This window comes from Psychrobacter sp. R86515, from assembly GCF_042466315.1.
Lineage (GTDB): Bacteria > Pseudomonadota > Gammaproteobacteria > Pseudomonadales > Moraxellaceae > Psychrobacter.
In genome coordinates this window covers 2,724,135-2,749,511 of record NZ_JAXHCC010000001.1, presented here as the reverse complement: position 1 = coordinate 2,749,511, position 25,377 = coordinate 2,724,135, and the positions used below count along the sequence as shown (strand labels likewise).

General features: G+C 41.2%; 16 protein-coding genes and 1 tRNA gene. 7 read left to right on the top strand and 10 right to left on the bottom strand.

What is annotated here, in order from left to right; all coding sequences use genetic code 11:
• Nucleotides 1–69: 69 nt before the first annotated feature.
• A complete protein-coding gene (gene drt2, locus SJY28_RS11340) occupies nt 70–1,491 on the bottom strand; it encodes an antiviral reverse transcriptase Drt2 (RefSeq protein ID WP_379544523.1) in 1,422 nt (473 codons plus the stop codon).
• A 664-nt stretch (nt 1,492–2,155) separates the two neighbouring features.
• Here drt2 and SJY28_RS11335 point away from each other — a divergent pair.
• The 4 genes from SJY28_RS11335 (at nt 2,156) to SJY28_RS11320 (ending at nt 8,278) form a co-directional block, all read left to right on the top strand.
• On the top strand, nt 2,156–2,716 hold the full coding sequence (locus SJY28_RS11335; protein WP_379544522.1) for a hypothetical protein: 561 nt from the start codon (nt 2,156–2,158) through the stop codon (nt 2,714–2,716).
• The gene (locus SJY28_RS11330) at nt 2,716–3,366 is read left to right on the top strand and encodes a hypothetical protein (RefSeq protein WP_379544521.1); all 651 of its coding nucleotides are present in this window, start codon (nt 2,716–2,718) and stop codon (nt 3,364–3,366) included. The genes SJY28_RS11335 and SJY28_RS11330 overlap by 1 nt, the downstream gene beginning before the upstream one ends.
• Before the next feature lie 294 nt (nt 3,367–3,660).
• Complete coding sequence (locus tag SJY28_RS11325; RefSeq protein WP_379544520.1) at nt 3,661–5,040, top strand: hypothetical protein; 1,380 nt, start codon at nt 3,661–3,663, stop codon at nt 5,038–5,040.
• Nucleotides 5,033–8,278, top strand: coding sequence for a tyrosine-type recombinase/integrase (locus SJY28_RS11320; RefSeq protein WP_379544519.1), 3,246 nt, complete (start codon nt 5,033–5,035; stop codon nt 8,276–8,278). Before SJY28_RS11325 ends, SJY28_RS11320 begins: the two co-directional genes overlap by 8 nt.
• A 214-nt stretch (nt 8,279–8,492) precedes the next feature.
• Here the strand turns inward: SJY28_RS11320 and SJY28_RS11315 are convergent, their stop codons facing one another.
• The 8 genes from SJY28_RS11315 to SJY28_RS11280 all read right to left on the bottom strand — a co-directional run bounded on the left by SJY28_RS11315 (nt 8,493) and on the right by SJY28_RS11280 (nt 19,281).
• Nucleotides 8,493–9,764 (bottom strand): tyrosine-type recombinase/integrase, encoded by a 1,272-nt coding sequence (locus tag SJY28_RS11315; RefSeq protein WP_379544518.1) that lies wholly within the window; start codon nt 9,762–9,764, stop codon nt 8,493–8,495.
• 171 nt (nt 9,765–9,935) lie between these two features.
• A tRNA-Ile gene (locus SJY28_RS11310) sits at nt 9,936–10,012 on the bottom strand.
• Between the two features lie 95 nt (nt 10,013–10,107).
• On the bottom strand, nt 10,108–10,920 hold the full coding sequence (locus SJY28_RS11305; RefSeq protein ID WP_379544517.1) for a pteridine reductase: 813 nt from the start codon (nt 10,918–10,920) through the stop codon (nt 10,108–10,110).
• Between the two features lie 37 nt (nt 10,921–10,957).
• Complete coding sequence (locus tag SJY28_RS11300; protein ID WP_379544516.1) at nt 10,958–12,139, bottom strand: tRNA nucleotidyltransferase; 1,182 nt, start codon at nt 12,137–12,139, stop codon at nt 10,958–10,960.
• A 277-nt stretch (nt 12,140–12,416) separates the two neighbouring features.
• Entirely contained in the window at nt 12,417–14,735 is a 2,319-nt protein-coding gene (locus SJY28_RS11295; RefSeq protein ID WP_160021186.1) for an NADP-dependent malic enzyme, read from the bottom strand.
• A gap of 366 nt (nt 14,736–15,101) precedes the next feature.
• Nucleotides 15,102–16,568 (bottom strand): YdiU family protein, encoded by a 1,467-nt coding sequence (locus SJY28_RS11290; protein WP_379544515.1) that lies wholly within the window; start codon nt 16,566–16,568, stop codon nt 15,102–15,104.
• A gap of 334 nt (nt 16,569–16,902) precedes the next feature.
• The gene (locus tag SJY28_RS11285; RefSeq protein WP_379544993.1) at nt 16,903–18,081 is read right to left on the bottom strand and encodes an acyl-CoA desaturase; all 1,179 of its coding nucleotides are present in this window, start codon (nt 18,079–18,081) and stop codon (nt 16,903–16,905) included.
• Nucleotides 18,082–18,552: 471 nt separating this feature from the next.
• Nucleotides 18,553–19,281: a glycerophosphodiester phosphodiesterase gene (locus tag SJY28_RS11280; RefSeq protein WP_379544514.1), complete on the bottom strand. Its 729-nt coding sequence runs from the start codon at nt 19,279–19,281 to the stop codon at nt 18,553–18,555.
• 331 nt (nt 19,282–19,612) lie between these two features.
• Between SJY28_RS11280 and SJY28_RS11275 the strand changes: the two genes are divergently transcribed.
• Nucleotides 19,613–20,551: a hypothetical protein gene (locus SJY28_RS11275; protein WP_201548627.1), complete on the top strand. Its 939-nt coding sequence runs from the start codon at nt 19,613–19,615 to the stop codon at nt 20,549–20,551.
• Nucleotides 20,552–20,683: 132 nt separating this feature from the next.
• Here SJY28_RS11275 and SJY28_RS11270 read toward each other — a convergent pair whose 3' ends face one another.
• The gene (locus tag SJY28_RS11270) at nt 20,684–21,280 is read right to left on the bottom strand and encodes a cob(I)yrinic acid a,c-diamide adenosyltransferase (RefSeq protein WP_057760540.1); all 597 of its coding nucleotides are present in this window, start codon (nt 21,278–21,280) and stop codon (nt 20,684–20,686) included.
• A 231-nt stretch (nt 21,281–21,511) separates the two neighbouring features.
• On the opposite strand from SJY28_RS11270, the gene cysS reads away from it, so the two are divergent.
• Nucleotides 21,512–22,972 (top strand): cysteine--tRNA ligase, encoded by a 1,461-nt coding sequence (cysS, locus tag SJY28_RS11265; protein WP_379544513.1) that lies wholly within the window; start codon nt 21,512–21,514, stop codon nt 22,970–22,972.
• Nucleotides 22,973–23,124: 152 nt separating this feature from the next.
• The gene (locus SJY28_RS11260; protein WP_379544512.1) at nt 23,125–25,110 is read left to right on the top strand and encodes a mechanosensitive ion channel family protein; all 1,986 of its coding nucleotides are present in this window, start codon (nt 23,125–23,127) and stop codon (nt 25,108–25,110) included.
• Nucleotides 25,111–25,377 lie beyond the last annotated feature (267 nt).

Genomic DNA, 25,377 nt, shown 5'->3' with positions numbered 1-25,377 from the left:
ACCAATAAAAGTACAGTATAACGCTATCGGTGGTAATAGATAATGACCTATGCATGCTCAAGTGTTAGATCAATATGGGTTTCTGGATTGGCAGAGCCGAAAGTATCTACATTGCATTGGGGGAATAGGTTTTATATATACTGAATGGATAGAGTAACTAGTTTTGTGAAAAACCATATTATTTACTTTATCTATACTTTTTATTTCATTATTTAGGAAGGTCCAGATAGGCTTAATCTGTTTTTTTATTTTAGAGGATTCCATGATATCAGCAGACCTAAGTGCGTAACTTATATAGTTTCTATTGCCATTATATGAATACTGGTTATAAAGCTTTTTCTTATACAGGTTTTTATGTGCTAGTCCAAGCTTAACCCTCTTTTTTCTAGTTTTATAAGCTAACTTTGCACTTTTTCTTATTTTAATATAGCAATTTTGAATTCCAGATGATCTTAGCAGAATATCTCTACCATCAAATGTGAACCCTAGGTACTGCAAAGGCTTATTTTGATTAACTATCGCGCCTTTGTTGAAGTGAAATACCTCTGTTTTATCAGGATTGAGCTCTAGTTTAATATCGGTAATATAACCTTTTATCTTTTCTTCATAACTTTTGGCTTCATCAGCAGTGATGTTAGGAAGAATGAGTAGTATATCGTCACAGTATCTATAATATTTCCCATTCAAGGCTTTTACTAGTTTATAGGCTCTTGAGTCAAAATCCAGCATATAGATATTGGATAAAAGCGCACTTATTGGAGATCCCTGAGGGATACCTTTTATACGTTTTCGTGCATCTCCACGCATATTGATTAAAGGTCTTATCTTCGTACGAAACACCTTATTGTCACAGAGTTTATATAAGTCTTCAGGGGTATTATGCATTGAAATACCTAAAGCTTTGTATACCGTTTTTTTTTCTACCACTGAGAATTTAGTTATAGCCTTAAAAACTTGATAATGGTCATCAGGTAAATCATCTGAACCTAATACTTCTTTCCATTTATTTTTAATTATTTTATGGTCTAGGTTATCAAAAAAACTCTTAACATCCATGGCTATTACGAAGCAGTCATTATGAAGTTTAACCTCATCAAAGACAGCCTTAGAAAAATGAGTGTTATTTTTACCTAATTTTCTAAATGCAGTAATGGAATCCGAAAAATCGCAGTTATTAAGGTAGTCTTCGTATGAAATACCCAATATGTGAGAGTAATAGCTGAATATGACTCTATCTCTATGCGCAGCATATGCTAGAGGCCTATTTTTAGGTTTGAATTTTAGGGAGTGCTTAGCGTGTTTTCTTTCTGATTTAGGCACTCTGATTACCTTTCTTATAACTAAATCGTAGGTTATAAAAGGATAAAAGTCGTGAGTTGGTTTTTTTTGGAAGTAGGCGGCGTATTGTTCAGCCTTTTTGACTCCTAGAGGGGTGTCAAAGTGAATATAGGTTTTATCCCTGAACCAGGGATGCGAAGAATTTCTATTCATATCGGAGAGCACCAAAAGCAGAACCGAGGAAGCAAGAGTACGGTGATCTCAAACTTACCACTTCCTCGGAATATTAAACTGACAAGAAAAATACTGTGAAGCATTTTTCTATGCCATCAGGCTTATGTTGAATTAGATCAACAATAGGCGAACCGCGGCGCTACATACCTTATGTGGTACAATAGTAATGACCATTGGAGATATAAACCTCGTGACCATCATGCTAATTATCTTCCTAATTGGATTAGTTCATTGGAGTGATTCGAATTCGAATCAATGTAATGAACGTCTTAATAAATTAGACACTCTACGTACATCCCTATTATCTATTCATAATAGGCTCATGAATAATATCATAAATAAAGATTCGAACAATAACTAAATTCTTGTCTAGTAAATAATCCCAAGTATATCAGAAGCTAGTTTACTTAAGTTAGGCATCAAACCCCAAATTTAAGCTCATCACCTAGTAGGGCCCAAAAAAATAACAACCTCTTACAGCTATATTAATTATGGCTTTAAGAGGTTTTTTTGTGTCTAAAATCATGTTAACTATTTAATAAAATTAATTTTTTTACGATATTAAGCACCACAACACTAAAGCGTTTGACACCTAAGTGATTATTGGATAACATGAATTATATTCACTATTATTATAACTATAATGAAAAATAATAAACCTAAGGTTGGGCAAAAACTTGCTAATCCTAGTAAGGATGATTTGTATGTACATCCGTATGCTAGATCCGCTTTATGTGTTTGGCAGAGATTGAAACCTAAAACTACTTATATCAATATGAAGTTTTTGGATAACTTCTACCGTCCACCACTTCGGTTAGTTGATGGAGGAGATAACAGTTTTTATTTCTTTAATGATTTCCAAAGAGACGATCAGGTCTTAAGGTTCGAGAATGATAGTGATTATCCATGCTTGATAATCCCTGAAAGTATTAAAGACGTTCAGCAGCTCGCATGGATGGAGGTTATAGGCTTGATGTGCTTGAAAGGTATTCACCATCCTGATCTGTTTAAAGCGCTTAAAAGTACTGCACCTCAAAGTGTTATATGTCAGCTAATGGGGGTTAGGCAACTGACGGTAAGGGAGTATTGCTATTTTGCAGGTATCAGCCAGAGTAGTTATGAATATCGCCAATGTAAGTTTGCGATAGAAGAGCGAGTTCTAGGTATACCCCAAAGTATGAGCTGGTTGGGTGGTGCGCCCTAATGAATATAAAGCAGTTTGATAATAGCGAATTACAGAGGGTTTTAGATCATTTAGTGCCACTGGATTCGCCTTACTATATGAAAGTACAAAACCTGATTATTAATACTCTTTATATTAATTCAGGCTTTGGTCTACATATTGGTGAACATGCCAACATAGATAAGCCCATATTTGCCTCATTTGAATGTGAAGCTATTACCAGGACAGTCGTCAAAGAGAAAAAAATTGAGGATTGGGCGGTGACTTATATGCTGGCCTTGTTTTACCAGAGGTATGGCCAAGTACATCCTGATAATGAAGCATGGCAGTTTATGAGTGCATATCTGCAAATAATTATTATGATTGCTATACGTAAGGATGAGCACTCTGCCAAAGTCAGTAAGCTAAGTGTGCGTCTAAGGATGGGATTGAAGGATAATAACCCACAATCTGAGATTGTTAAAAAACTGATTAATATCCATGCTCAACATGTTTCACTGACGAAGGCGCTAGCGCTGTTACGTCAATATGAAGCTAAGATAAGGAGTGATGAAGAGTCAGGCAAAGTGGTTAATCAAAAGTTGGCTGGAAAAATTGGTCAAATAAGACTTGCCTATGAAGTGGTTGCAGAGAACAAAGCGTTTGTAGGTAAAACCTATACCAACTCATAAAACAATGAGCTTAGTAAAGCACATTCTAATAAGCGATACCTTGATAGCGCTGATGAGCCAATACAAGTCACAATATTTGGTAAACCTCATAAAAATGATAACGTGGCGGACGCTGAAAACATTGCTGATGATGACCCGCCTGCGCTTCTAGACAATGACTTTAAGCCTTCCAGGACAACCGCTAAATCCTCAGAGTTGCAGCAATGGAAGCTAAAAAACAACTATCGACATGCCCGCCGTAATCAGTTTCATTTCCCTACCAATCTACGTCAACTAAGTCTACTGAGCTATCAAATGCTATTTGCTCGGTTATGGCAGCTTTTTGTCGTTGTTAGCTATAAACAGTGTCAGATTTATGCCGTTATATTGCTATCAATGCTAAGTGGCCGGAAGATCCAAGACGTGATTTATGAGCTGGCATTAGATAAAAGTCAGCGCAAGTGGTTGAGTCATGAGAGCGGTTCGGCTGCTGATAGTTATGCTATGAGTAATACTATTAACGTAACTTCAAATCGTAGAAGCCACTTATTGCCGCATCGTCAGAGTCACGATAATGAATTTAAATTACCTCTGCCAGCTAGACTGCAAGCAGTTATTGAAAATAGATTTTTTGTGGATAGCAATGAAGTCTCTGAAGTGCTGGCAAGTTTAAAAATGCAACTGGACTTACCAGCATTATCGAATCAGCATATTGACGCTTGTTTATATACAGTTATAAAGAATAAGCTGCAAGAGCCTTTACATGCCGACATGATTACTGGGGTTGATGTGAAGCACAGCTCGCCCTTGTATTACACCAGTATTGAGACGATAAGCTTAGAGAAGACCTACTACAGCGCTATACAGCTATTGACCAAATACTGTACTGTGGCCAGCCAAGGTGAGCTGCGACAGCTTAGTATTTCTAGCACAAAAAGCAATCGGTATAAAAAATATATCGGTAGTGACATGACTTTGAATGCTGATATCTGTCAAAAGTTTTTTGATGAGCTTGCTGAGGCAGCTGAGAGTTATAACGATCGATTAAAGCGTAACTTAAGCATAAGGCAGGACCGTTATATTGAGCAGTTTAATGCTTATGGTGTCTGGCTATGGCACATCATCTTTATTCAGACTGGAATTAGACCCGTAAAGCACGCGCCCGGGCTTTTAAATCAATTTGATGTTAGGCAAAGGCTGTTATGGGTGTCGGATAAAGAAGAACGCCAGGGACAAGGACAGGGAAGGCTTATTCCTCTGAGTGATTTCTTAATCACAGCGATTCAAAATTATATTGAATATATCAAGCAATTTGCGGTTATGCATAATTCTATATATCCCAATGATCAATTTCCTATAAATAAAATTTTGAACTCTAGTCAGCCACTCATTCAGCTATTTAGCCAAAATCCAAAAGGGTTTACCGGTATTACGCCTAGTAAGGTCCGCTACCAGATAAAACATTTTTTTAGTCATCAAGATAACTGGCTAAGACATCAATTACGCTCACTACTCACGAATAGGTCTCCTGAGCATTTGATCTGCGCCTTATATGGCCATGAACATCCAGATCAGGAGGCTATGCATCCAATGTCGTCATTATCCATTAATGAGCTAAAAGAATTATCCGCTGACTTAGATAAAGTTGCAGTTGAGCTTAACCTACGACAAGTTGAGGTAAATATATATGGATAATGCCGTTGCCCATCAGTTAAGAGAAGAAAATAAAAGCAAGAGTCATGAAAGTATCAAAAATGAGGCGAAAGCTTTGATAGCTGCGTATGTTGATGATAATCAGATACCCACAGGAAAAGACCTAACTGAATACTATCAAACCATTGGTAGCATACTTGAGGTGCATTTTGATACGGCACATAGCTATTATTTAGCCAGACAAGGGTTTTTAGAATACATACGGAGTTACAACAAAGCTCATGAACTGAGTTTGGATGAACCAGTTGTGCCAGTCATAGCAGAGCGTGATCATTTGACAATATCCTATGATTGGATGGTAAATGGTGCTCAAGTAAGCCTTGCTAGCCAGAAAATGATTGAAATGTGGCAACGAAAAAGAAGGTTCTCAAACAATGATTTGATTGAGTCAGCGCTCTACTGTAGCGTGATGTATGGGGGATTGAATGACGTAGACGCATTAAAGACACTCTATCAGTGGATGCTAGGTGAACGTGATATATATCACGTTCACCTACCAAAAACCGATAAATCATCAAGCTCTAATGCCAGCAGTAAACATTTAGCGCTAATCTTGCTAAGTATTGATGATGACAATTATGGTTGTTCTCATACGCAAGGTCATATTTTAAAGAATGTATCTACTACAAGCTTACAGCGCTATGTAGAGTACATACCTGACGATATGACACTTTGCTTTTTATATGCGCTGAAAGATAAAAAGCTGAACAGAGAAGGTGTAAAATCGTTTGAAACCATTATCAGTGATATTTGTAAGAGGCTAAAATTACAGAATAAAGACAAAAGTAAACCTCATTTATCGCAGTTAATTAAATATGCTGAATATCATTGGCGGCAGATGAAGGGTGCCGATATAGATAGTGCGCTGTCTATTGTTAGACAGGGAAAAATTAAAACGACTGGCTTAACTACAAATAAGCTTATTAATTATAATCAAGAGGTGATTAAATCAAATCCACAGCCGCTCACTTGGTCAGAGTTATTTGTAGCAAGCTTTTCAGGATCAGACAAAAAAAGTACCAACAGTAGGGAATATCCAAGCTTTAGTAAAAATCTGATTAAAGAAGTTCAAGATGCCCTTAAGGGCAGTAAAGCCTCAGCTATTGTGCAACTAGAGCTGTTGCAGCAGGAGTTTACTCAACCTAATGCCATGCGTCTTTTAGGGTGGGTAAAGAGCTTGTTGAGTGATAGTAGTAATAGGTTGGATACCATCAGTAAATACGTGGGATGTATTGGTCGGGATTGGCTTATGCTAACGATGGATGAAAATCTCGACGAAGGGTCTAACGAGGACTTTGAAGCTGTATATGAAGAGATTATTCAAAGTAAGATTAAGGATGGAAGAAAGCGATCTATTTTGCACAAAGACTCAGGTTTTCATGAAGATGATCTAAATACAGATGACAAATTAGTTAGTCTTTTAGATGATGAGTTAAGTCAAAGTATTATCAACGTCTCAACTAGTGAGATTGTAGAGAAAAACAAAGTTTCATATTTAGATAAACTTAAAGATACTCAGAAGTTTACCTACGGTCGGTTGAAAGCGTTTCATGATTATCAAAAAGAGTTTTGTGATGCCCCATATGTATATTTTCCGTGGGGTAATAAACGTCAGGTTGTGAAAGCGAACATGATATCACTTCGAATATATCATACGATGAAAGAGTATTTGGTCACCTCAGATTTAGACGATGAGCAGAAAAACCTGTGCTTAGTAGTTTTGAGTCTTGCGTACCGGACAGGAATGCGAATCAAAGAACTTATCGGTGTTAAAGTTCGTGATATAGCTGACATCTATATTGATGAGCATGGACAACGAATAGAGCAGCCGCAAATATGGTTAAGACCAAATCGCTATCGGAGATTGAAAAGTAGCAGCGCAAGCCGCCTTATACCGATTAACAGCCTACTTAAGAAAGACGAGCTAGAACAATTTACTCAGTTATATCGTCAGCAGAAAAGATTGAAGCGTCGTTACTTATTTTCTCAAGGTTCAGGTGATGAGCCGTTACCCAGTGTTTTTTTTAGCAATCTCATGAAGTTAATTTGGGATAGATTGCTAGGAAAGCATGACCTCACATTTCATAGCTTTAGGCATACTGCTATTAGTCAGCTGGCGTTAGTACTAAGTAAATCGCCATTGGCACAGGTAATGACTGATTATGATAATGAGCAGTGTGAGAGAATAATCAAAGGCATTCTTGGTTATCACAAGAATCAAGGTTCTTGGGTTGGGCTGGCTAGCCTTGCAGGGCATTTAACATGCGACACAACATTTGAGCACTACATCCACATTGCGCATCTGCTGGCAGGGGAGCAGCTCAGTAACGCTTGCTTAGAACTACCTATAACAGTTTTAGAGCTAACAACAGGACTTGGTTACTCTGCTATCCATAGACAAGACAAAACTGCTTATGATGCAACGACAAAGACTGTGCAGTTAAATAAGATAAGACCATATTTGCTTAAAAAAATAGCTGTTAATAAAACACCATTATTTAAGAATATAGATGGAACTGATAAGAATGCTAACCAGCAGCTGTTAAACGGTAATTTGAATGGATCGAAAGAATCTATTCAAAAGTCAATTTTCATTCACCCTAAATATGCGGACGTCATAGGTTTTTTAGAGGAGTTGCAGGAGTTAAGCATAAACTCTCGAGATAAGATGTTACCTGAGATTGCTATTAGACATGGTATAAGTTTAAATGAATCTAAATATTTATATCTGCGCGCTAGTGAGTTGTTCGACGATGACAGGCTATTACTGGGTGCACCTAAAGGTAGTAAAAATCAGGAGGTAACGATTAGAGCTTTGGATAGAGCTTATCAGATGTCCATAAAGAATCCTGAGCAGTTGAGAATGTTTATTGAGATATTTGCACATAAACATAACTTTAAAACGTCATCAATGCAGTTTGGCATCAAGTCTGATCAGTTAGAGATTCTTAAGGAGTTTATGGAGTTCGGGTGTCAGCTTATCGACTCATCACATTGGCAGATTAGAGCATCTAGCGAACAAGCTGTAGTTGACCTAAAAAAGAAACTAGGCATTGATAGGAAAGTAAGAATTGGAAGTCGTGAAAATTTTCATGGCTATGAGGTAAGGGTAGTGCAGAAAAAGCGTAAATGTTCTGATAAGAATTTAGCGATGACAGATAATTATTACGCTTCATCAGGTGTACTGAAATATCTGGGGTATTTGTTAATGGTGTTATAGTCGATTCAATTTAAAAAGAATACAGTGCTTCTGGGATAAGTTTTACGAAGCTTCTGGAGTGCGAAGCGCACAGCAAGCAAGCGAGGAAAATTTATCCCAGCAGAACGCTATTTTGAACGTCCCTCTTTTATATTGAACTGACTATAGTGAGGTTTTCAAAGCTATGAAATAGGTTTGGTCTATATATAAATATAATGAGAATTGTAGCATTGCTCTATATAAGTATTTTTGTGAAGCTGCTTTGTGTCATGCCAGCATGCTGACAATAGAAAGACTCTATTGAGTTTAAAGCGTCTCGTAGTTGCCGCTGTGACACTTGAACATACTGTAGGGTAACATCATCGCTTGATTTAGCCTCACGATGATTGAGCAATCGTTTAAGGACGGGATAGCTGATGTTCAAGCTATTGGCTACTGTTCCAAAAGTACGACGCAAGTCATGAGGTGTAATATATAGGTTTGCTTGATTACCTATGGCCTTATAACTACCACTTAAGTCTTTAATATGATCATCGCTGGCTTGCAAGTCACTTGGAAATACCCATTGCTTACCAGAACTCATTCTCCACCTTTCTTCGAGTAGGGCCTGTAAAATATTACTAGTAGGCATATGATAATCAGAACCGTTTTTGGTATCTTTGAATACTATCCTGCCAGCTTTAAGGTCGATGTCAGACCACTTTAAAGACTGCGCTTCGTTTAAACGCACACCAGTAAACATAAAAAATAGCATGATATCTCGTGCATTATTGCTATGGGGCGCTTGCATGTGTGAGCTTCTATCAACATAATTTAAAAGCGTTTTAAGGTAAATACCTATATATTCTTCTTCAATATGTTTGGTACGTGGCTTAACTCTATTCCAGTCTTTCTTAGCATTGAGTATACGTATAGGTTGCTCTTTTATTAAAAAGTCTTCGTCATCATCTAAAAAGCTATCACGGCAATAATTCCAAACTGATCTCAGAGCTCTCATAGTTGCATTAGCCTGAGCTTCGCTATGCTTGCTTATCTCCTTATGTTTATCACTTATCATTGACTTGGTAATATTATTTAGAGGGATATTTAGCCAGTCTTTCAGCTTATGTAGTATTTGACGGTCATAAGTGGTAATAGTGCCTTCAGCTAAGCTCGTCTTTGTTGATTTGAAGTAGTCATAAGCTTCTTGCAGTGTTGGCACATTATTGGTCTTATCTTTCGGGTCTTCTAGGTTTTCATGAAGCCCGTCATAAACATGCATGCCTTTTTTGATGTTAGCCATCATTATGCTTGCTTTTTCACGTGCTTCGGTTAGCGTAATTAGATGCGTTTCTTCTACTTCGTCTCTATACAGATTTCCGTTAATGCGCTTATGCAATGTATAGCGTTTAGACTGCTTACCTACACGTAGCGCAAATCCAGTTAATACATCATCCATATAGATATCAGTACCTTTAGCGGTATAGTCTATTGAATCAATAAATTTTTTCGTAAGTTTAACTTTCATATATCACCCATGCAGCAGTATATAACCACAGTGTTAGTAGTCATCATACTTTAATTACTACAAGGGTCAAAGTATCAAGATAGTATCAAAAAATTAATTATATCAGTGCACTTGCATGAAATTTAGACAATAAAAAACCCTTACAAGTCAATGAATGTAAGGGTTTGAATTTGGTGGGCCCAGTAGGACTTGAACCTACGACCAAAGGATTATGAGTCCTCTGCTCTAACCAACTGAGCTATGGGCCCTAACGTTAGACGCACAATGATACCTGATTTTTTTAATTTTTCAAGTAAAAGATAGGTAGTAATCAAGATATTTTTTATTGAGCCATATTTTTGTATTACAGGTGACCGCCAGCTATGGTTAGACTACGACCTCCATCCACGGTGATGATCTCTCCTGTGACATAATTTGCCTGAACAAGATATAGTACGCTATGAGCAACCTCATCAGGTTGGCCTATGCGCCGCATGGGGATAGCATTGATAATACTTTGTTGCTGCTCGTTATCAATAGCTTGGTCGCTAGTAGGGTCAGGTAAAATATTGACCCCAGGTGCCACCCCATTGACCCGCACTTCTGGCGCCATCTCTAACGCTAGCGACTGTACCATCATTCGATGCGCAGCCTTTGCCATATTATAAACAGTATAGTTGTTAAACGGTCTATCATGCGCGTGTATGTCCAACAAACTGATAATACAGCCTTGTTGTTGCTTTAGATAAGGTAGTAAGGCTTGGCTTAGTAATAAAGGGGCCTTGGCATTGGTTAAAAGCAACTCATCCCACTGTGCATGATTGATACTACCGAGTGGGCTAGGATAAAACCGCGAAGCATTATGCACCAATACATCAAGCTGACCAAACGCCTCTACGATATTTTTAACAAAGCTGTCTAAAGCCATACCATCGTTGACTATCATTAAATCAGCAACGATAACTTTTGCACTATTAGCACGGATGTCGTTCAGATGGTCAGCCAAGTCATTAGCGTCTTGTTCACTACGGTGACAATGAATGATGACGCGGTAACCTTGCCTATGAGCCGCTTTAACAATAGCCGCCCCAATACGCCTAGCACTACCTGTGACAAGCATCACTGGCGCTTGGTTATTCATATTTTCTGCTTGGTAGGCATTAAGTTCTTGGTTCATAGCAATACTACTTTTTTCTCTAGTGCGCTTGTTTATATTATTGTTGCGCTTTCAAGTGTTCAATCCTGCTTTGGCGTAAGGCTGAACCAATAGCGGGGCCTTTAAGGTCTGGCGCAATGTCGGTCATACCGATGGCGTGAAAGCTGTTTAGTGCTAACATCATTTGGCGATGCTGTTTTGCTAGCTGTAACACATGACTGCACACTAGCAGTTGAGAGAGTTTATCAGGCTCCTTATGTGCACCGCAGGCTTGAATTAGATCGATTTTTTCAGCCGCATTTAGACTGTTTATTGTGCTTAGTTTTTCAGCTTGCTGAGCGAATAAAGTCGCGAACTGAGTATGTATTTTTGGAACTTTGGCTTTATTACCGATAGCGTTAATATTTTTTATAGCGGTCGATACGTTAGACGTAGAATCAGAGTTTTCGCTAGTAAATAATGATGAGGTCAAGCTAGTCATTAGCAGTGCCCAGCGCTGCGATAAATTTAAATGCATCTGTCCTGCAAAGTATAATGCAGTCTGCACTGTTTCTCTTATTTGGACATTGTTCCAAGCATGATGCAAAGGCGCGAAATACTCTGTGAGTGCACCAATTTCAAACATTTTTTGCCAGTAGACTTGCGGTGATAGTTGCATAGTCGCATGGCTTGACTCTTGCCAGATACGCTCGGCACTCAAATGAGCTAGCTCTCCTGTATCAACCAATTGACGCATCAGCGTTAAAGTGTCATCCGCGATGGTGAACCCCAAATCGTAGTAACGGCTATAGAAGCGCACGGTGCGAAGCACACGTAATGGGTCTTCACTAAAAGCACTGGATACATGACGCAATGTCTTACTTTTTAAGTCTTGTAGGCCGCCATAGTAGTCGATGACTTGTCCGTCAATAGGGGTGTCGTCAGTTAAGCTGGTAACTTCGATTGCCATCGCGTTGATGGTTAAATCACGACGGCGCAAATCATCCTCTAGACTGACATCGGGACTGGCATGTACGCTAAAACCTTTGTAGCCTGAGCCTTGCTTGCGCTCTGTGCGTGCCAATGCATACTCTTCATGACTGGTCGGATGCAAAAACACAGGAAAGTCAGCGCCCACTTGTTGAAACCCTGCATCAATCATTTCTGCCACAGTAGCGCCAACGACGACAAAGTCCTTGTCCTTGATAGGACGTTTGAGCAGTCGATCGCGTACAGCACCGCCTACGAGGTAAATTTGCATAGAAGCCTCTTCTTATTATTGAGCTTTATATCACTAGCTCAATTTTTATGAATCAAAAAAACAGCCAATGCTCTATAAGTCGCATTGACTGGTTTTAGTATAGCAGAAGGGCTCTGTCAATGGATGACAGAGCCCTTCTTAATATAGTCAATCCTCTATAAATTGAGTACGGTGTCAGCCTCGTTCAGTCTACTATTTGTAGTACTTTCACTCGGCTTCCTTGCATCCAAATTATATTGAACCGATACAGTGCATTCATACTGGGTATGGTGTGTGACTATTTTTCGTTTTCTAGGTCTTGCGCTTCAGTAACGGTCAATGCAGTCATGTTGACGATACCACGTGCTGTCGCTGATGGCGTCAAAATGTGTACCGGCTTATTAGTACCCAATAAGATAGGGCCAATAGAAGCACTGCCAGTCGCTGTTTTAAGCAGGTTGAAAGCGATGTTTGAGGCATCAAGGGTTGGCAAGATAAGCAAGTTCGCTGCACCTTTTAACGGGCTTGATGGCATATCGTTTAGACGAATATTTTCGTTAAGCGCGGCGTCACCTTGCATTTCGCCTTCAAATTCAAAGTCGACGTTCATATTGGTCAATAGCTCATGAACCTTACGCATCTTGACAGCGCTGGCACGATCTGAAGCACCAAAGTTAGAATGAGACACTAGCGCGACGCGTGGCGTGATACCAAAGCGACGTAGCTGATCCGTTGCCAAGACAGTCATTTCAGCCAATTGCTCAGCTGTTGGGTCTTCATGGACGTAAGTATCAGCGATAAAGATATTACGATCTTGCATGAGTACTGCATTCATCGCATAGAAGTCGTTCATACCTTGTTTTTTGCCAATGACGCTTTCAACGTACTTTAGATGCAATTGGTAATGGCCAAATGTGCCACATACCATGCCATCTGCTGCACCATTTTCGACCAGCAAAGAACCAATCAAAGTCGTCTTACGGCGAACATCACGACGAGCAAGCTCAATGCTTACACCGCGGCGTTTATTTTTCTCGTAATAGCCCTGCCAGTAGTCTTTGTAGCGAGGATCGTCATCAACGTTGACGATGGTAATATTTTCGCCAGCTTTTAGACGTAGGCCCAGTTTCTTAATATTGGCTTCGATAACTGAAGGGCGACCAACCAAAATAGGTTGTGCTAACTTCTCATCAACGACGACTTGTACAGCAAGCAAGATGTTGTTGTCTTCACCTTCACAGTACACAATACGTTTTGGATCGGCTTTAGCACGAGCAAAGATTGGCTTCATCACAAACGCTGAGTTATAAACAAACTCAGACAGACGCTGACGATAGGCTTGCATGTCATCGATCGGTAGCGTGGCAACGCCCGAATCCATCGCTGCTTTGGCAACAGCTGACGCGATTTCAATGATTAGGTTTGGCTCTAGAGGGCCTGGGATTAAGTAGTCACGACCAAAGCTCTGCATCTTTTCGATGTTTCTAGCGCTGGTAGTGGGAGTAGCTTCAACGTGTGCCATCGCAGCGATTGCTTTTACGCAAGCGACTTTCATCTCTTCGTTAACAGTGGTCGCACCAACATCTAATGCACCGCGGAAGATATATGGGAAGCATAGCGCGTTGTTTACTTGGTTTGGATAGTCTGAACGACCAGTTGCCATGATGACGTCTGGACGTACCGCATGTGCCAATTCTGGCATGATTTCAGGTGTTGGATTGGCAAGTGCAAAGACGATAGGGTCTTTTGCCATACGGCGAACCATATCTTCTGATAGTGTACCTGGCATTGATAAGCCTAGGAACATATCGACATCGTCCATGACTTCTTCGATAGAAGTAGCCGTGATATCACGAGCATAACGCTGTTTGGTTTCGTCTAGGTTTTCGCGGCTAGTACTGATGATACCGCGTGAGTCTGAAACAATGATGTTGTTCTTATTAACGCCAAGCGCGCAAATGATATCTAGGCAAGAAATGGCTGCTGCGCCTGCGCCTGAACAAACAATTTTAATCTCTTCGATTTTTTTGCCAGTAATCAACAAGGCATTTAGCATGGCTGCGGCAACGATGATTGACGTACCATGTTGATCATCATGGAACACAGGAATGTTCATGCGCTCACGTAGTACGCGCTCGATTTTGAAACATTCTGGTGCTTTGATGTCTTCTAGGTTGATACCACCAAAGGTAGGCTCAAGTGAGGCAACCGCTTCGATGAACTTATCTGGATCATTTTGAGCAATTTCAATATCAAAAACGTCAATACCTGCGAACTTCTTAAATAGAACGCCTTTACCTTCCATAACTGGCTTCGATGCCAATGGACCGATATTACCCAGACCCAATACAGCAGTACCGTTAGTGATAACACCAACTAGGTTGTTACGTGCCGTGTATTTAGACGCAAGTTTTGGATCTCTTTGGATCTCAAGACAAGGTACAGCAACGCCTGGAGAGTAGGCGAGTGCTAAATCACGTTGGTTGGCTAGCTGCTTAGTAGGGGTTACCGAAATTTTACCTGGGCGTGGAAACTCATGGTAATGTAAGGCAGCTTGTTCAAACTGCTCTTTTTCTGTACTGAGGTTATCCGTATTCGAAGTGGTATCGTCATTCATAATAATTGCCATGGTTGGAATAAATTGGAATAAATTAAATGGTGATAAAAAACAACGTCTAACCCTCCAAAGATCATTGAATGATAATAACTGAAAGGTACAAAGACGTTAAACGACTCACGACCATCAGAATCATGGTCGACGATCAAAGATCAGGTCAAAAAAGCAAACTAGCTAAAATATTCATTCTAGCATTATTGCCAATTCACTGCCTAGTCAACAACGGTGAATTGTGCGAATAATATAATAAAATGATATTCGTTATTTATCTCGTTGATAATGCCAAAAAATGCGGTTAGATATCAACCTTAATTTCATAATGTTTCAAAATATTACAGAATTGAAAAGTGTTAAAGCGATTAACTACTAAGATGAGCAGCTAATGGACATCTGCGGTGTATCAGGCGCAGGCGCACTGCTATCTAAGTCACTAGCAATATCTTGCACGCTATAAGGGTTGGCTAATAAGCGAAAAACCCGATCAACTTCTTCAAACTGGCCTTGCTCTGCGGCAGTAATTGCACGCTGCGCCATGCTATTACGAAGGACGTAGACAGGATTGTTGGTCTGCATGTCGTTAACTGCCTGCTCAAGTGGCAGCTTCTCGATCTGTGCCAGATAACGTGTTGACCAGTCTTGCCATACTTGCTGCGCATCACCGCTTAATTCAGTGGTCATAGTAGCCAGTAGCTTTTGCTCATAAGGATGATCTGCTGGTGCGACCAAACCGAGTAGGGCGCGAAAGCTATTAGTATAGTCGAGCAAATTGTCTTCTAATAGTGTCAACCATTCAAAGGCTAAGCTGAGACTCTCTCTTTGATGCGGTAAGCCAAGCTTACGGCACAGACCTTGCTGATAGTGCTGCATAAAGGTTGCTTCATAAGGTGCTAAGCAATCAGCGAGCGTCTCACGAGTGACACCTTCTAGGCGCATAAAGTGTGGCAGCCAAACATTTAGATTCCAGTGCCCGATAGCAGGCTGATTCTGATAAGCATAGCGACCCGTATGGTCTGAGTGATTATTAATCCATGCAGGATTGAAGCGCTCCATAAAGCCAAACGGCCCGAAGTCCAAAGTACTGCCTGTTATAGATAAGTTATCTGTATTCATGACACCGTGAGCAAAGCCAATCAATTGCCAATCAGCAATCATACGCGCCGTACGCTCGACCACTGCGGTCAAGAAAGCCAAGACAGGCGTTTCGCTATCGCGGCATTCTGGATAATAAGTGTCAATCATATAGTCGGTGAACTCACCCAGTACATCAGGGGCAAAGCTGGCAATCCATTCGACATGACCGAGACGAATATGACTATCTGCCACACGCATCAACGCTGCACCTGCTTCGATACGCTCACGGCGCACTCTCGTATCAGATACCACAAACCCCAAAGCGTTAGACGAAGGGATGCCAAGCTGGGTCAATGCATGACCGCACAGGTACTCGCGAATAGTACTACGTAATACTGCGCGTCCATCACCCATGCGTGAGTAGGGCGTCAAACCAGCACCTTTAAGATGCAAGTCTTGTGGCTGTTCATCATTATCGAGTACCTGCGCCATTAGCAAGCCGCGTCCGTCGCCCAATTGCCCAGCCCATTGTCCAAATTGGTGACCGGCATAGGCCATCGATAATGGTTTAAAGTCAGCTGGCACGTATTGACCGCCCAATATCTCAACCCAATTGGTCATCAGGTCCTCGTCGTCGGCCCAGCCTAACTGCTGTGCAACTTGAGTATTGAAGTGACCGGCACGAGGATTGTCTAGTGGCGTCGGTGGCTGCTCATGATAAAGGCGCGTGTCTAGGTTGACGTAAGTGTTTTGATAACGCATACAGGCCGTTTCCATTAAAATATAAAAGTGAGAATGTCACTATAGCATAGCTCTCATATGGCATCGTTGCACTCTGTCCGTCTCTTGTAATATCTAACCAAAAAATAAATTCCTCTGTCTTTAATTGACTGACTCTAATGGACGAGATTGTTATTGTTTTTAGATTAGAGGTCGTCACAGTTTAGCCGATGTATTTGACCATTTATTATGATAATAAAATCATTAGAAGTAGCTAAAATGACATAAGCGATAAACTATAAGCAAAAAAATCCCCCTATCTAGGACGGATAGGGGGATGGAGAAGCTTCAAAATTATAATGAAATCAGAGGTTAATTAAGCCGCTTTTTCGTTCGCGCCAATAGAGCGGAAAGCGGTTTTTAGATTGCTATTATGCTCAAGGATTTTTTGTTCAATTTTGGCATAATCATGCTTTAACTTATCATCAACTTCATGCAAACGATCAGCAAACTCTGTTTTCTTAAGCTCGATAGTTTTTGCTTTTAGCGCTTGCCATTCTTCAACAGTCTGCGTAAAGGCATCATATTCAAACTTAATACGGTCTTGGAAGCTCTTCATCGCATGAGGAAGATCAATGCCGCTTACTGCTGCTGTATCGATTTGCTGCTGAGCTTTTTTAAACTGCATTTGCACTTCTGCATGCTTGATGGTTGTATCATCAACAGTACGCAGCTCAGAAGTCAAACCAAGCTTTGATAAACCAGCGATTAACCATTTGGTTGGGTCATATTGCCACCATTTCACGCCATTACGATAGTCGTATTGGAAGAAGTGATGGTAGTTATGATAACCCTCACCCCATGTAAAGATAGCCAAGAAGAAGTTATCACGAGCACTGTTGGTATCCGTATAAGGACGTGTGCCAAACATATGGCAGAACGAGTTAATAAAGAACGTAAAGTGATGCGTCAATACCAAACGTAATAGGCCTGCGATAACCAACGTACCCCAAACATCACCAAGCAACCAACCGACAGCGGCAACCATACCAACGTTCATGGCAACTACCCATAGACCGTAGTATTTATGCTGAATCTGTAAGACTCTATCTTTAGTCAAATCAGGAATGTTTTTGTAGTCGAACTTACCGCTAGGGTAGTTACGTAGCATCCAGCCAATATGACTGAACCAGAATCCACGCTGTGCTGAATACGGATCATCCAAACGATCATCTACATGACGATGGTGAGTACGGTGACCAGAAACCCAATCAAACGCAGAACCCTGTACCGCTAGGGTAGAACCAAGCAGTAAAAAGTTTCTGACAATTGGATGCGCTTTATAAGCACGATGCGCCATTAGACGATGGTAACCTGCAGTAATACTGATACCAGTCCATACCATAAAGGCGCCAAATACACCCCAAACAGGTGCGCTCACTTGATGAGTGAACAAGTACCATGGCGTAATGATAGCAGCAGCAATAGGCGTCGCTACCAAGATAGTCGCCGGAATCCAGTTGATCGGTGCTTTGGTAAATTCAAACTCGCGCATATCAATGCTTTGCTCTTGCGCAGAAAGATCCGCTTGCTCAGAAGCTTTAGCATAATTGCGTTTGGCAACAGGCTGCTCATCAAGCGCCATTTGCGCTTTTTTCTCATCAAAACGAGTTTTAAAACGCGTTACTTGAGTGCTGGCGGTCTTTACAAGCGTGTCACCAGATTTGATAGCGAAACGTAAGCCTTTAAGCGGTAAGCCAAGTGCTTTTTTTGCAATCATATAATATCCCTAACGGTATTAATTTAAGCCACCATAGTACCTTAAAAAGCGTGTAAAGTGAACACTTATACACTATAAAAATATTGCTAAATAACAATAACTTGTATGGATTATAGAATGTACTGATCAAAAATACGAGTGACTTATCAGACATGAAGGAGAAGTGTAACAAGAAGGGTAGATATGTAGGAAAGAATGCGTTTATCGAAAAAATGATTAAATATCAAAAAAGTACGGATAAATCGGTTAAGGCAATAGCAAATGACTTGGAAAATCCGTAATGATGACATCGGTCTGCCATTTGATGAGCTGTTCAATGGTGGGAATATCATTGACCGTCCAAGCACTTACAGGTAATCCATAACGGTGGCTATGCTTGATGACAGCTTGGGTCAAAAGCGGATAATGAATGCCCAGTTGAATACAGCCGAGTTGCAATGCGGTATTGGTCGCGCTTGCCAACGCTTCTGGCGTACGAATGAGTAAGCCGCGAGGCATATGAGATAATAGTCTGTGACGTTGCAAACGGTTATGTAACTCAACATCGAAACTCGTCAATACAACTGGTAAGTTGGCAAGAGGTGTATCAATAAATGCCTGCCGAAGCGCTGCAATCAACACCGCATAATTGGTACGGCTATGTGTTTTAATCTCAAGCTCAATAACGTTAAATCCACTAAGCGCAGGCGCTATGCTTGCGAGCGTCATAATGGGTTGACCAAACTGCAACTGGCATTGAATCTCTGTGAGCTTTAACTGATCAATACGTGATTGTCGCCCGCACATACGCTCTAGATCGTCATCATGGAATACGATTAAGTGACCGTCAGCGTTTAGTTGTATATCAAACTCTACGCCTGCTAAGCCTCTTGACTTGAGATTTTGAGAGTATTGAAAGCCTGAAAAGGTATTTTCTAACACCTCACCGCGTGCGCCTCGATGACCTAATAACAACGTATCTCTAAAATTTATCATATGCACCAATTATTGATGATTTTTATGCCCAATCATATAGCGTCATATCAATGACGTCTAACAAAAACTGCGATGCAATCCGTACTTTTTTAAATATGACTTCTTAGGGACCAAATCTGCGAATGTTTGTTATGTTTTTGCAACCAAACCCAGGTTTTTTCCACAATGAGAGGCACTATTTGTATATCCATGGGCTACACTAATGACCATTTGATTTAAACACCGTATAATGATGTGGTTTTCATATCTGTAGCAGCTAGCGTTGCGATTTGAATGTTGAACACTGTCAGTCAGTGGCGGTACGAACCTGTAAATTGGGAGTAGAGTTAGTATGAGCGTAGCAAATATAAGTTTGAGCAAGTGGCATAAAGTTGCTGGGATTGGATTGGTATGTGGTTTGGCGCTTGCAGGCTGTGATCGCTCAGATAAAGAAGACACTACTGAGCAAGCAGAGCTAACAGAACAAGAGACGGTCGATGCTGAAAATAGCGTTGCACCTGCGATCAGCTGTGATGATCCTATGGTGCAAGATCGCCTTAAGTCAGCTCTAAAAAATACGCTCAATCAACAAGCACAGTCATTGGCTGCCAACTATGCAAATGATGCTGAAATCAGTTTAGCCAATGGTGTGGTTAGCGAAAAAACCAATGGCGTTGTCATTGATGTCCAAAACGCTGCCATCTTGCAACAAGCCAATGAGAACGGCATGACCACTTGTCAAGCAAGTGTCAGCATGACGCTACCAAGTGAAGACTTGTATCAAGCCAGTCAGGTACAAGCAGCCAATAATCAGCCAAGCTTACAATCACGTTTAGCGCAAGACAATATCCGTATCAATAACAATATGCTCGTTGATGACGCTTTCACTTACATCGTCGGTACTCAAGGCGGTCAAGTGCGTACGCGTATTGCAGGTCAACCTGCTTTGATTACTGTTGTTGCAGATGTAATGGCAGGTTCTGTATTTAAAACTGCAATGGATGAGCAACGTGCCCAACGCGCTGCTGAGCGTCGTGCAACGCAGAACAATGATACGACTCAAACAGCGCCAATCCGTCAGCCAAGAACCGTAACGCCAGTTGAGCCAATTCGCCCAACTGAACCTACGCCGCCACCAACCATTAATAAACCTGCTGAAAATCAGAGCAGTTCGACTGCAAACACCCAAGCAGCAGCTGCCGAGCCTAGCAAGCCCGCCACACCAAAAGCCGTACCTAAAGATGAAACCATCGATATGGTCATCATTGAAGACAACAGCGCGACTTATTAATTTATCATTGTAGTAAGAGATAGCGATATCCAGTAAACCGAATTGCTGTCGCTGAATAATAAAAACCCCGCAACAATCATGTCGCGGGGTTTTTTGTGTTTAAGCTATTTATTGTTAAATACTTAGTTTGTATTATTGACTGTCAGTGAACGTTTTCAATGCTTGACTGTCCCACAATACCTCAGAGACTTTTTCTGGGTCTGTACAAAAGCGTGCAGCGACAAACAACCAATCAGATAAGCGATTGATAAAACTGACAGCAGTACTGCGAATCGCTTGTGGACGCTGCTGTTGCAATATCACAGCTTGACGTTCAGCGCGGCGACACACACTACGCGCCACGTGTAATTGACTCACCAATATAGAACCTGTTGGCAAAATAAAGTCTTTTAACGGTGGCAATGTGGCATTCATCATATCTATTTGCTGCTCTAACCATTCAATATGAGTGGCATTAACTCCTTCATATTCTGGCATGGCAAGCTCGCCGCCTATATTGAATAACAAGTGCTGAATGATGACCAGGGCTTCAGAGAACTCTTTCTCTATAGATTGACCTTTATTATGCTTTAGTTGCGCACGTACCAAGCCGATATGCGAGTTGAGCTCGTCGATGTCACCCATGACGCTAAATAGATCGTCCGCTTTACTAAGGCGGCTGCCATCAGCCATACCAGTGCTGCCGTCATCTCCAGTACGTGTGTATATTTTGCTTAAGCGATTGCCCATCTTTACATCCTTAACGGTTTTTATGATTGAATAGCGTTAGTTGCACGCTCATTGTAGTATTTTACGCCTATTTTCGCTAAGATAATGGGTTACGTTTTATATCACGACGTTTTTTGGTCTGAATTTTTATTTTCCTGATTTATAGTCACAGTCGTTGGTATGGCTTATTCATACACGGCGGCTGAGATTTCCCATTTCTCTATTTTATTTACGTTACAAGGCTTTTTTACTATGACCACACCACTTGCAGATGCGATGTCCCAACTTGCCATTTACGATTCATTGACTGGCAGCAAACGTCAGTTTGTACCACTCAAAGCAGGGCAGGTTGGTATGTATGTGTGCGGCATGACTGTTTATGACTATTGTCATATTGGTCATGCGCGAGTGATGGTCGGTTTTGATATGGCCGTTCGTTGGTTGGCACGCTTGGGTTACGACGTGAACTACGTACGTAATATCACTGATATCGATGATAAAATCATTGCCCGTGCTGCTGAAAACGGTGAAGAGATTGGTACGTTGACGCAGCGTTTTATTGAAGCGATGCATGAAGACGCGACTGCGCTTGGTTGTGAGATGCCAAATGCTGAGCCACGTGCGACCGATCATATCGATGATATGCAGGACATGATCGAGACGTTAGTCACTGGCAACTACGCGTATGCAGGCGACAACGGTGATGTCTACTATGCCGTCGATAGCTTTGATGGTTATGGTAAATTATCTAAGCGCAATCTGGACGATATGCAGGCAGGTTCGAGAGTCGAAGTTGAAAATGATAAACGTAATCCATTTGACTTTGTACTATGGAAAGCGGCAAAACCTGACGAGCCGCAATGGGCATCACCATGGGGTCAAGGGCGTCCAGGTTGGCATATTGAATGCTCAGCGATGTCGACTAAGTGCTTAGGTAGCACCTTTGATATTCATGGCGGTGGTCATGACTTACAGTTCCCGCATCACGAAAACGAAATCGCCCAGTCTGAGGCAGCGACTGGTTGTGAGTATGCACGCAACTGGATGCATGTTGGTTTTATCAATGTCGATGGCGAAAAAATGTCTAAATCATTGGGCAACTTTTTTACCATTCGCGATGTCATGGCAAAGTACTTACCTGAGACGGTGCGTTTTTTCTTATTATCGAGCCATTATCGCAGCCAAGTGAACTTTTCTGATAGCGCATTGGATGAAGCGCATAATAGCTTAAGTAGGTTGTACAATGCACTAAAATTGGCTGAGCAGCAAAAAGGACAGTCAATCGTAATCAATGAAGACTCAGTGGCTGAAGTTTATAATAGCGCGGTTGGTCAAGACTTCATCAAGGCGATGAATGACGATTTCAATAGCTCGACGGCCATTAGCGTCTTATTCGGATTGGCACGTGATATCAATAAAGCTATCAAGGCGGAAGACGTCGATACCGCATGGCAATTAGCCCAGCAACTAAAAGCGTTGGCGCAGGTGTTAAATATTTTACAGCAGCCAGTGCAGCAGTTTTTGCAAGCAGTGACTGGTGATCAGGAAGAAGATGGTCTAACGGATGCGGTTATTGATGGTTTAATTATCGAACGTGCAGAGTCTAAAGCCAACAAAAACTTTGCCCGTGCTGATGAGATACGTGAGCAATTAAAAGAGGCGGGTATTGAGCTCGAAGATAGCCGTGCTGGCACGACATGGCGCCGCGCTTAAAATAATGTTTGCCGTCTATATGGTAAATAGCTACAAATCTCGTAATAAATTAAGTCAGCTTTAGGCTGGCTTTTTTTGCTTACTGAATTAGGTTAAAGCAGCAGCGATATATTTTTTATACTTTCCTTTTGTAGACTGATGGCTTTGAAAACATGAATACACTTAAAGACAATCCTATGAACCATCATTGTGCCGTTTTGCGCTCAGATGATAATCATCAAGTAGATGTAGAGAAACATCGTTTTCAAAGCCATGTGCTGCAAGTACTGTTGGGCTTTTTGATTGTCGCTATAAATGTCATCTATTCACCCGTTTATGCAGCAAATAGTGAAAATGCACAGAGTGCGAGCGAGCCGGAAAAACAAACGCCTAGTAAGCCTGATAGTTTTTCTGAATATGCGGCTCAGCAAGTCAATGCGCTTAAAGATGAAAGTGTTAGTATTTCTGGTATTACTGAAGAGATCTTTGATCCTACTGAACGTAACGCAGTAGAGCAGGCAGGCAGGCTACAAGGGGATACGGCACTGACCGGAGAATATAGTGAGAGCTACTATATTCTCGATAAACTAAATGCAGGGTTGCCACCGTTATCTGAGCCAGCTAATTTAGAAACACCGCTTGCAGCCTTAGAGTTTTTTCAATCAGCATTAATGAAACAGCAGTATGATTTGGCCGCTTACGCACTAAATATGAACTTGATTGATGAGAAAAGCCAACGTAGTCGTGCGCTTGATCTCACAAAACGACTGGATTTTTTATTGTCCGAAAAGGAGCTATATGTATTCGATGATATGCCAGATCGTCCCGATGGCTTAATTGAACCACCTCTTGGTAATAATAGCAGTGTCATGGGTATTGCCAGACGTTCTATTCAGCTTGGCTATGTTGATTATCGCGAGCGCCGTGTTCCTATTTATTTGCAACGAGTACGAGTAGGGGATGAAGCCCCTGTCTGGGTGTTTTCGGCGCAGACAGTAGGTAATATTGATAATCTCTATGAGCAGTATCATCCAGCCGAGTTTGAGCGTTATTTGCCCACTTGGTTAAAGCTAAAGTTTTTTGGAATTGCGCTATGGGAGTTTTCAGCGCTGATATTGTTCTTTTTATTAACCATGGGGATGGGTTGGCTACTGAGTAAAGGTACTGCAAAAATCATCAATCATTATATCGATGAAGAAAAATACAGCATGTATGTTGGCAGTACCAACGGCGTCGCAGATTTGGTTAGCAAGCTGACAGTACCATTAACATTTGCCATCAGTTTTTCACTGGTTTTTACCTTGGTTTCTGGTGGTTTTCCTTATTTAGATGCAGTCGCCTCATCTACTCGTCCACTTATTTGGATTGGTCTGGTATTTAGTACCATGTGGTTGGGTATTCGTATCATTAACTTTTTTGCCAATCGCTATCAAGACATGCAGATTGAGAATCTGGCTGCAGAGCATTTTGATAAAGAACGTCGTCGCCGTACTTATGTATCGATATTCCGTCGTGTGTTTATTTTCGCGATGATTTTGGGAAGTTTCTGGATAGGTCTTAGTGAATTTGCCAATATGGAAGGCCTTGGCAAGACGTTACTGACTTCAGCGGGTATCGCAGGTGTGGTTATCGGTATTGCAGCACAGCCGATATTGGGGAATATCATCGCTGGTGTACAGGTGGCAGTGACGCAGCCAGTGCGGATTGGTGATAGTGTGATCATGGATGGTAATTTTAGTACGGTTGAAGACCTGCGTTACACGTATGCCGTGTTAAAAACATGGGATGAGCGTCGCTTGATCGTGCCGATGCGTGAGCTAATCACTGAACGAGTGGAAAACTGGTCGCATACAGAAGTTCATCAGACCTGTCCTGTGTTTTTATATATCGATTATGGCGCAGATATCGACGCTATCCGAGAGGCATTTATATCGATGGTCAAGGACAATAAGCTTTGGGATAATAAAACGGAACCCGAAATGTATGTGGTTGATGTGACCGAAAATACCATTCAACTGCGCGGCGCTGTTTCATCAGTAGGGCCTATAGAAGCATGGACGCTGGCCTGTGAGATACGGGAGCAAATGCTTGGTTATTTGCATGCGCAGCAAAACAAATATCTACCTACAGAGCGCTTTACGTTAACAAAAGACGACTAGAAATTGGGAATAGCGATGAGCCTTTCGAGCCGGATTGTTTTCAAAAGAGAGCTATTAATGGTTTGAGACATGATTGTCATCGATAAAGACGCACTTGTGTAAAATAATCTGACAAATATAGTGTGTCAGCGAGGCGCTTATTTGTTATAATGTGGCGTTATTTTTATAGGATAACTGAGTGGTTGGCGATGAATCGGCACTGTGCTTGCAGCTGCAATGATTGATACGCTTAACCCTGAGCTCCTACCCATCAAAATAACCACCACT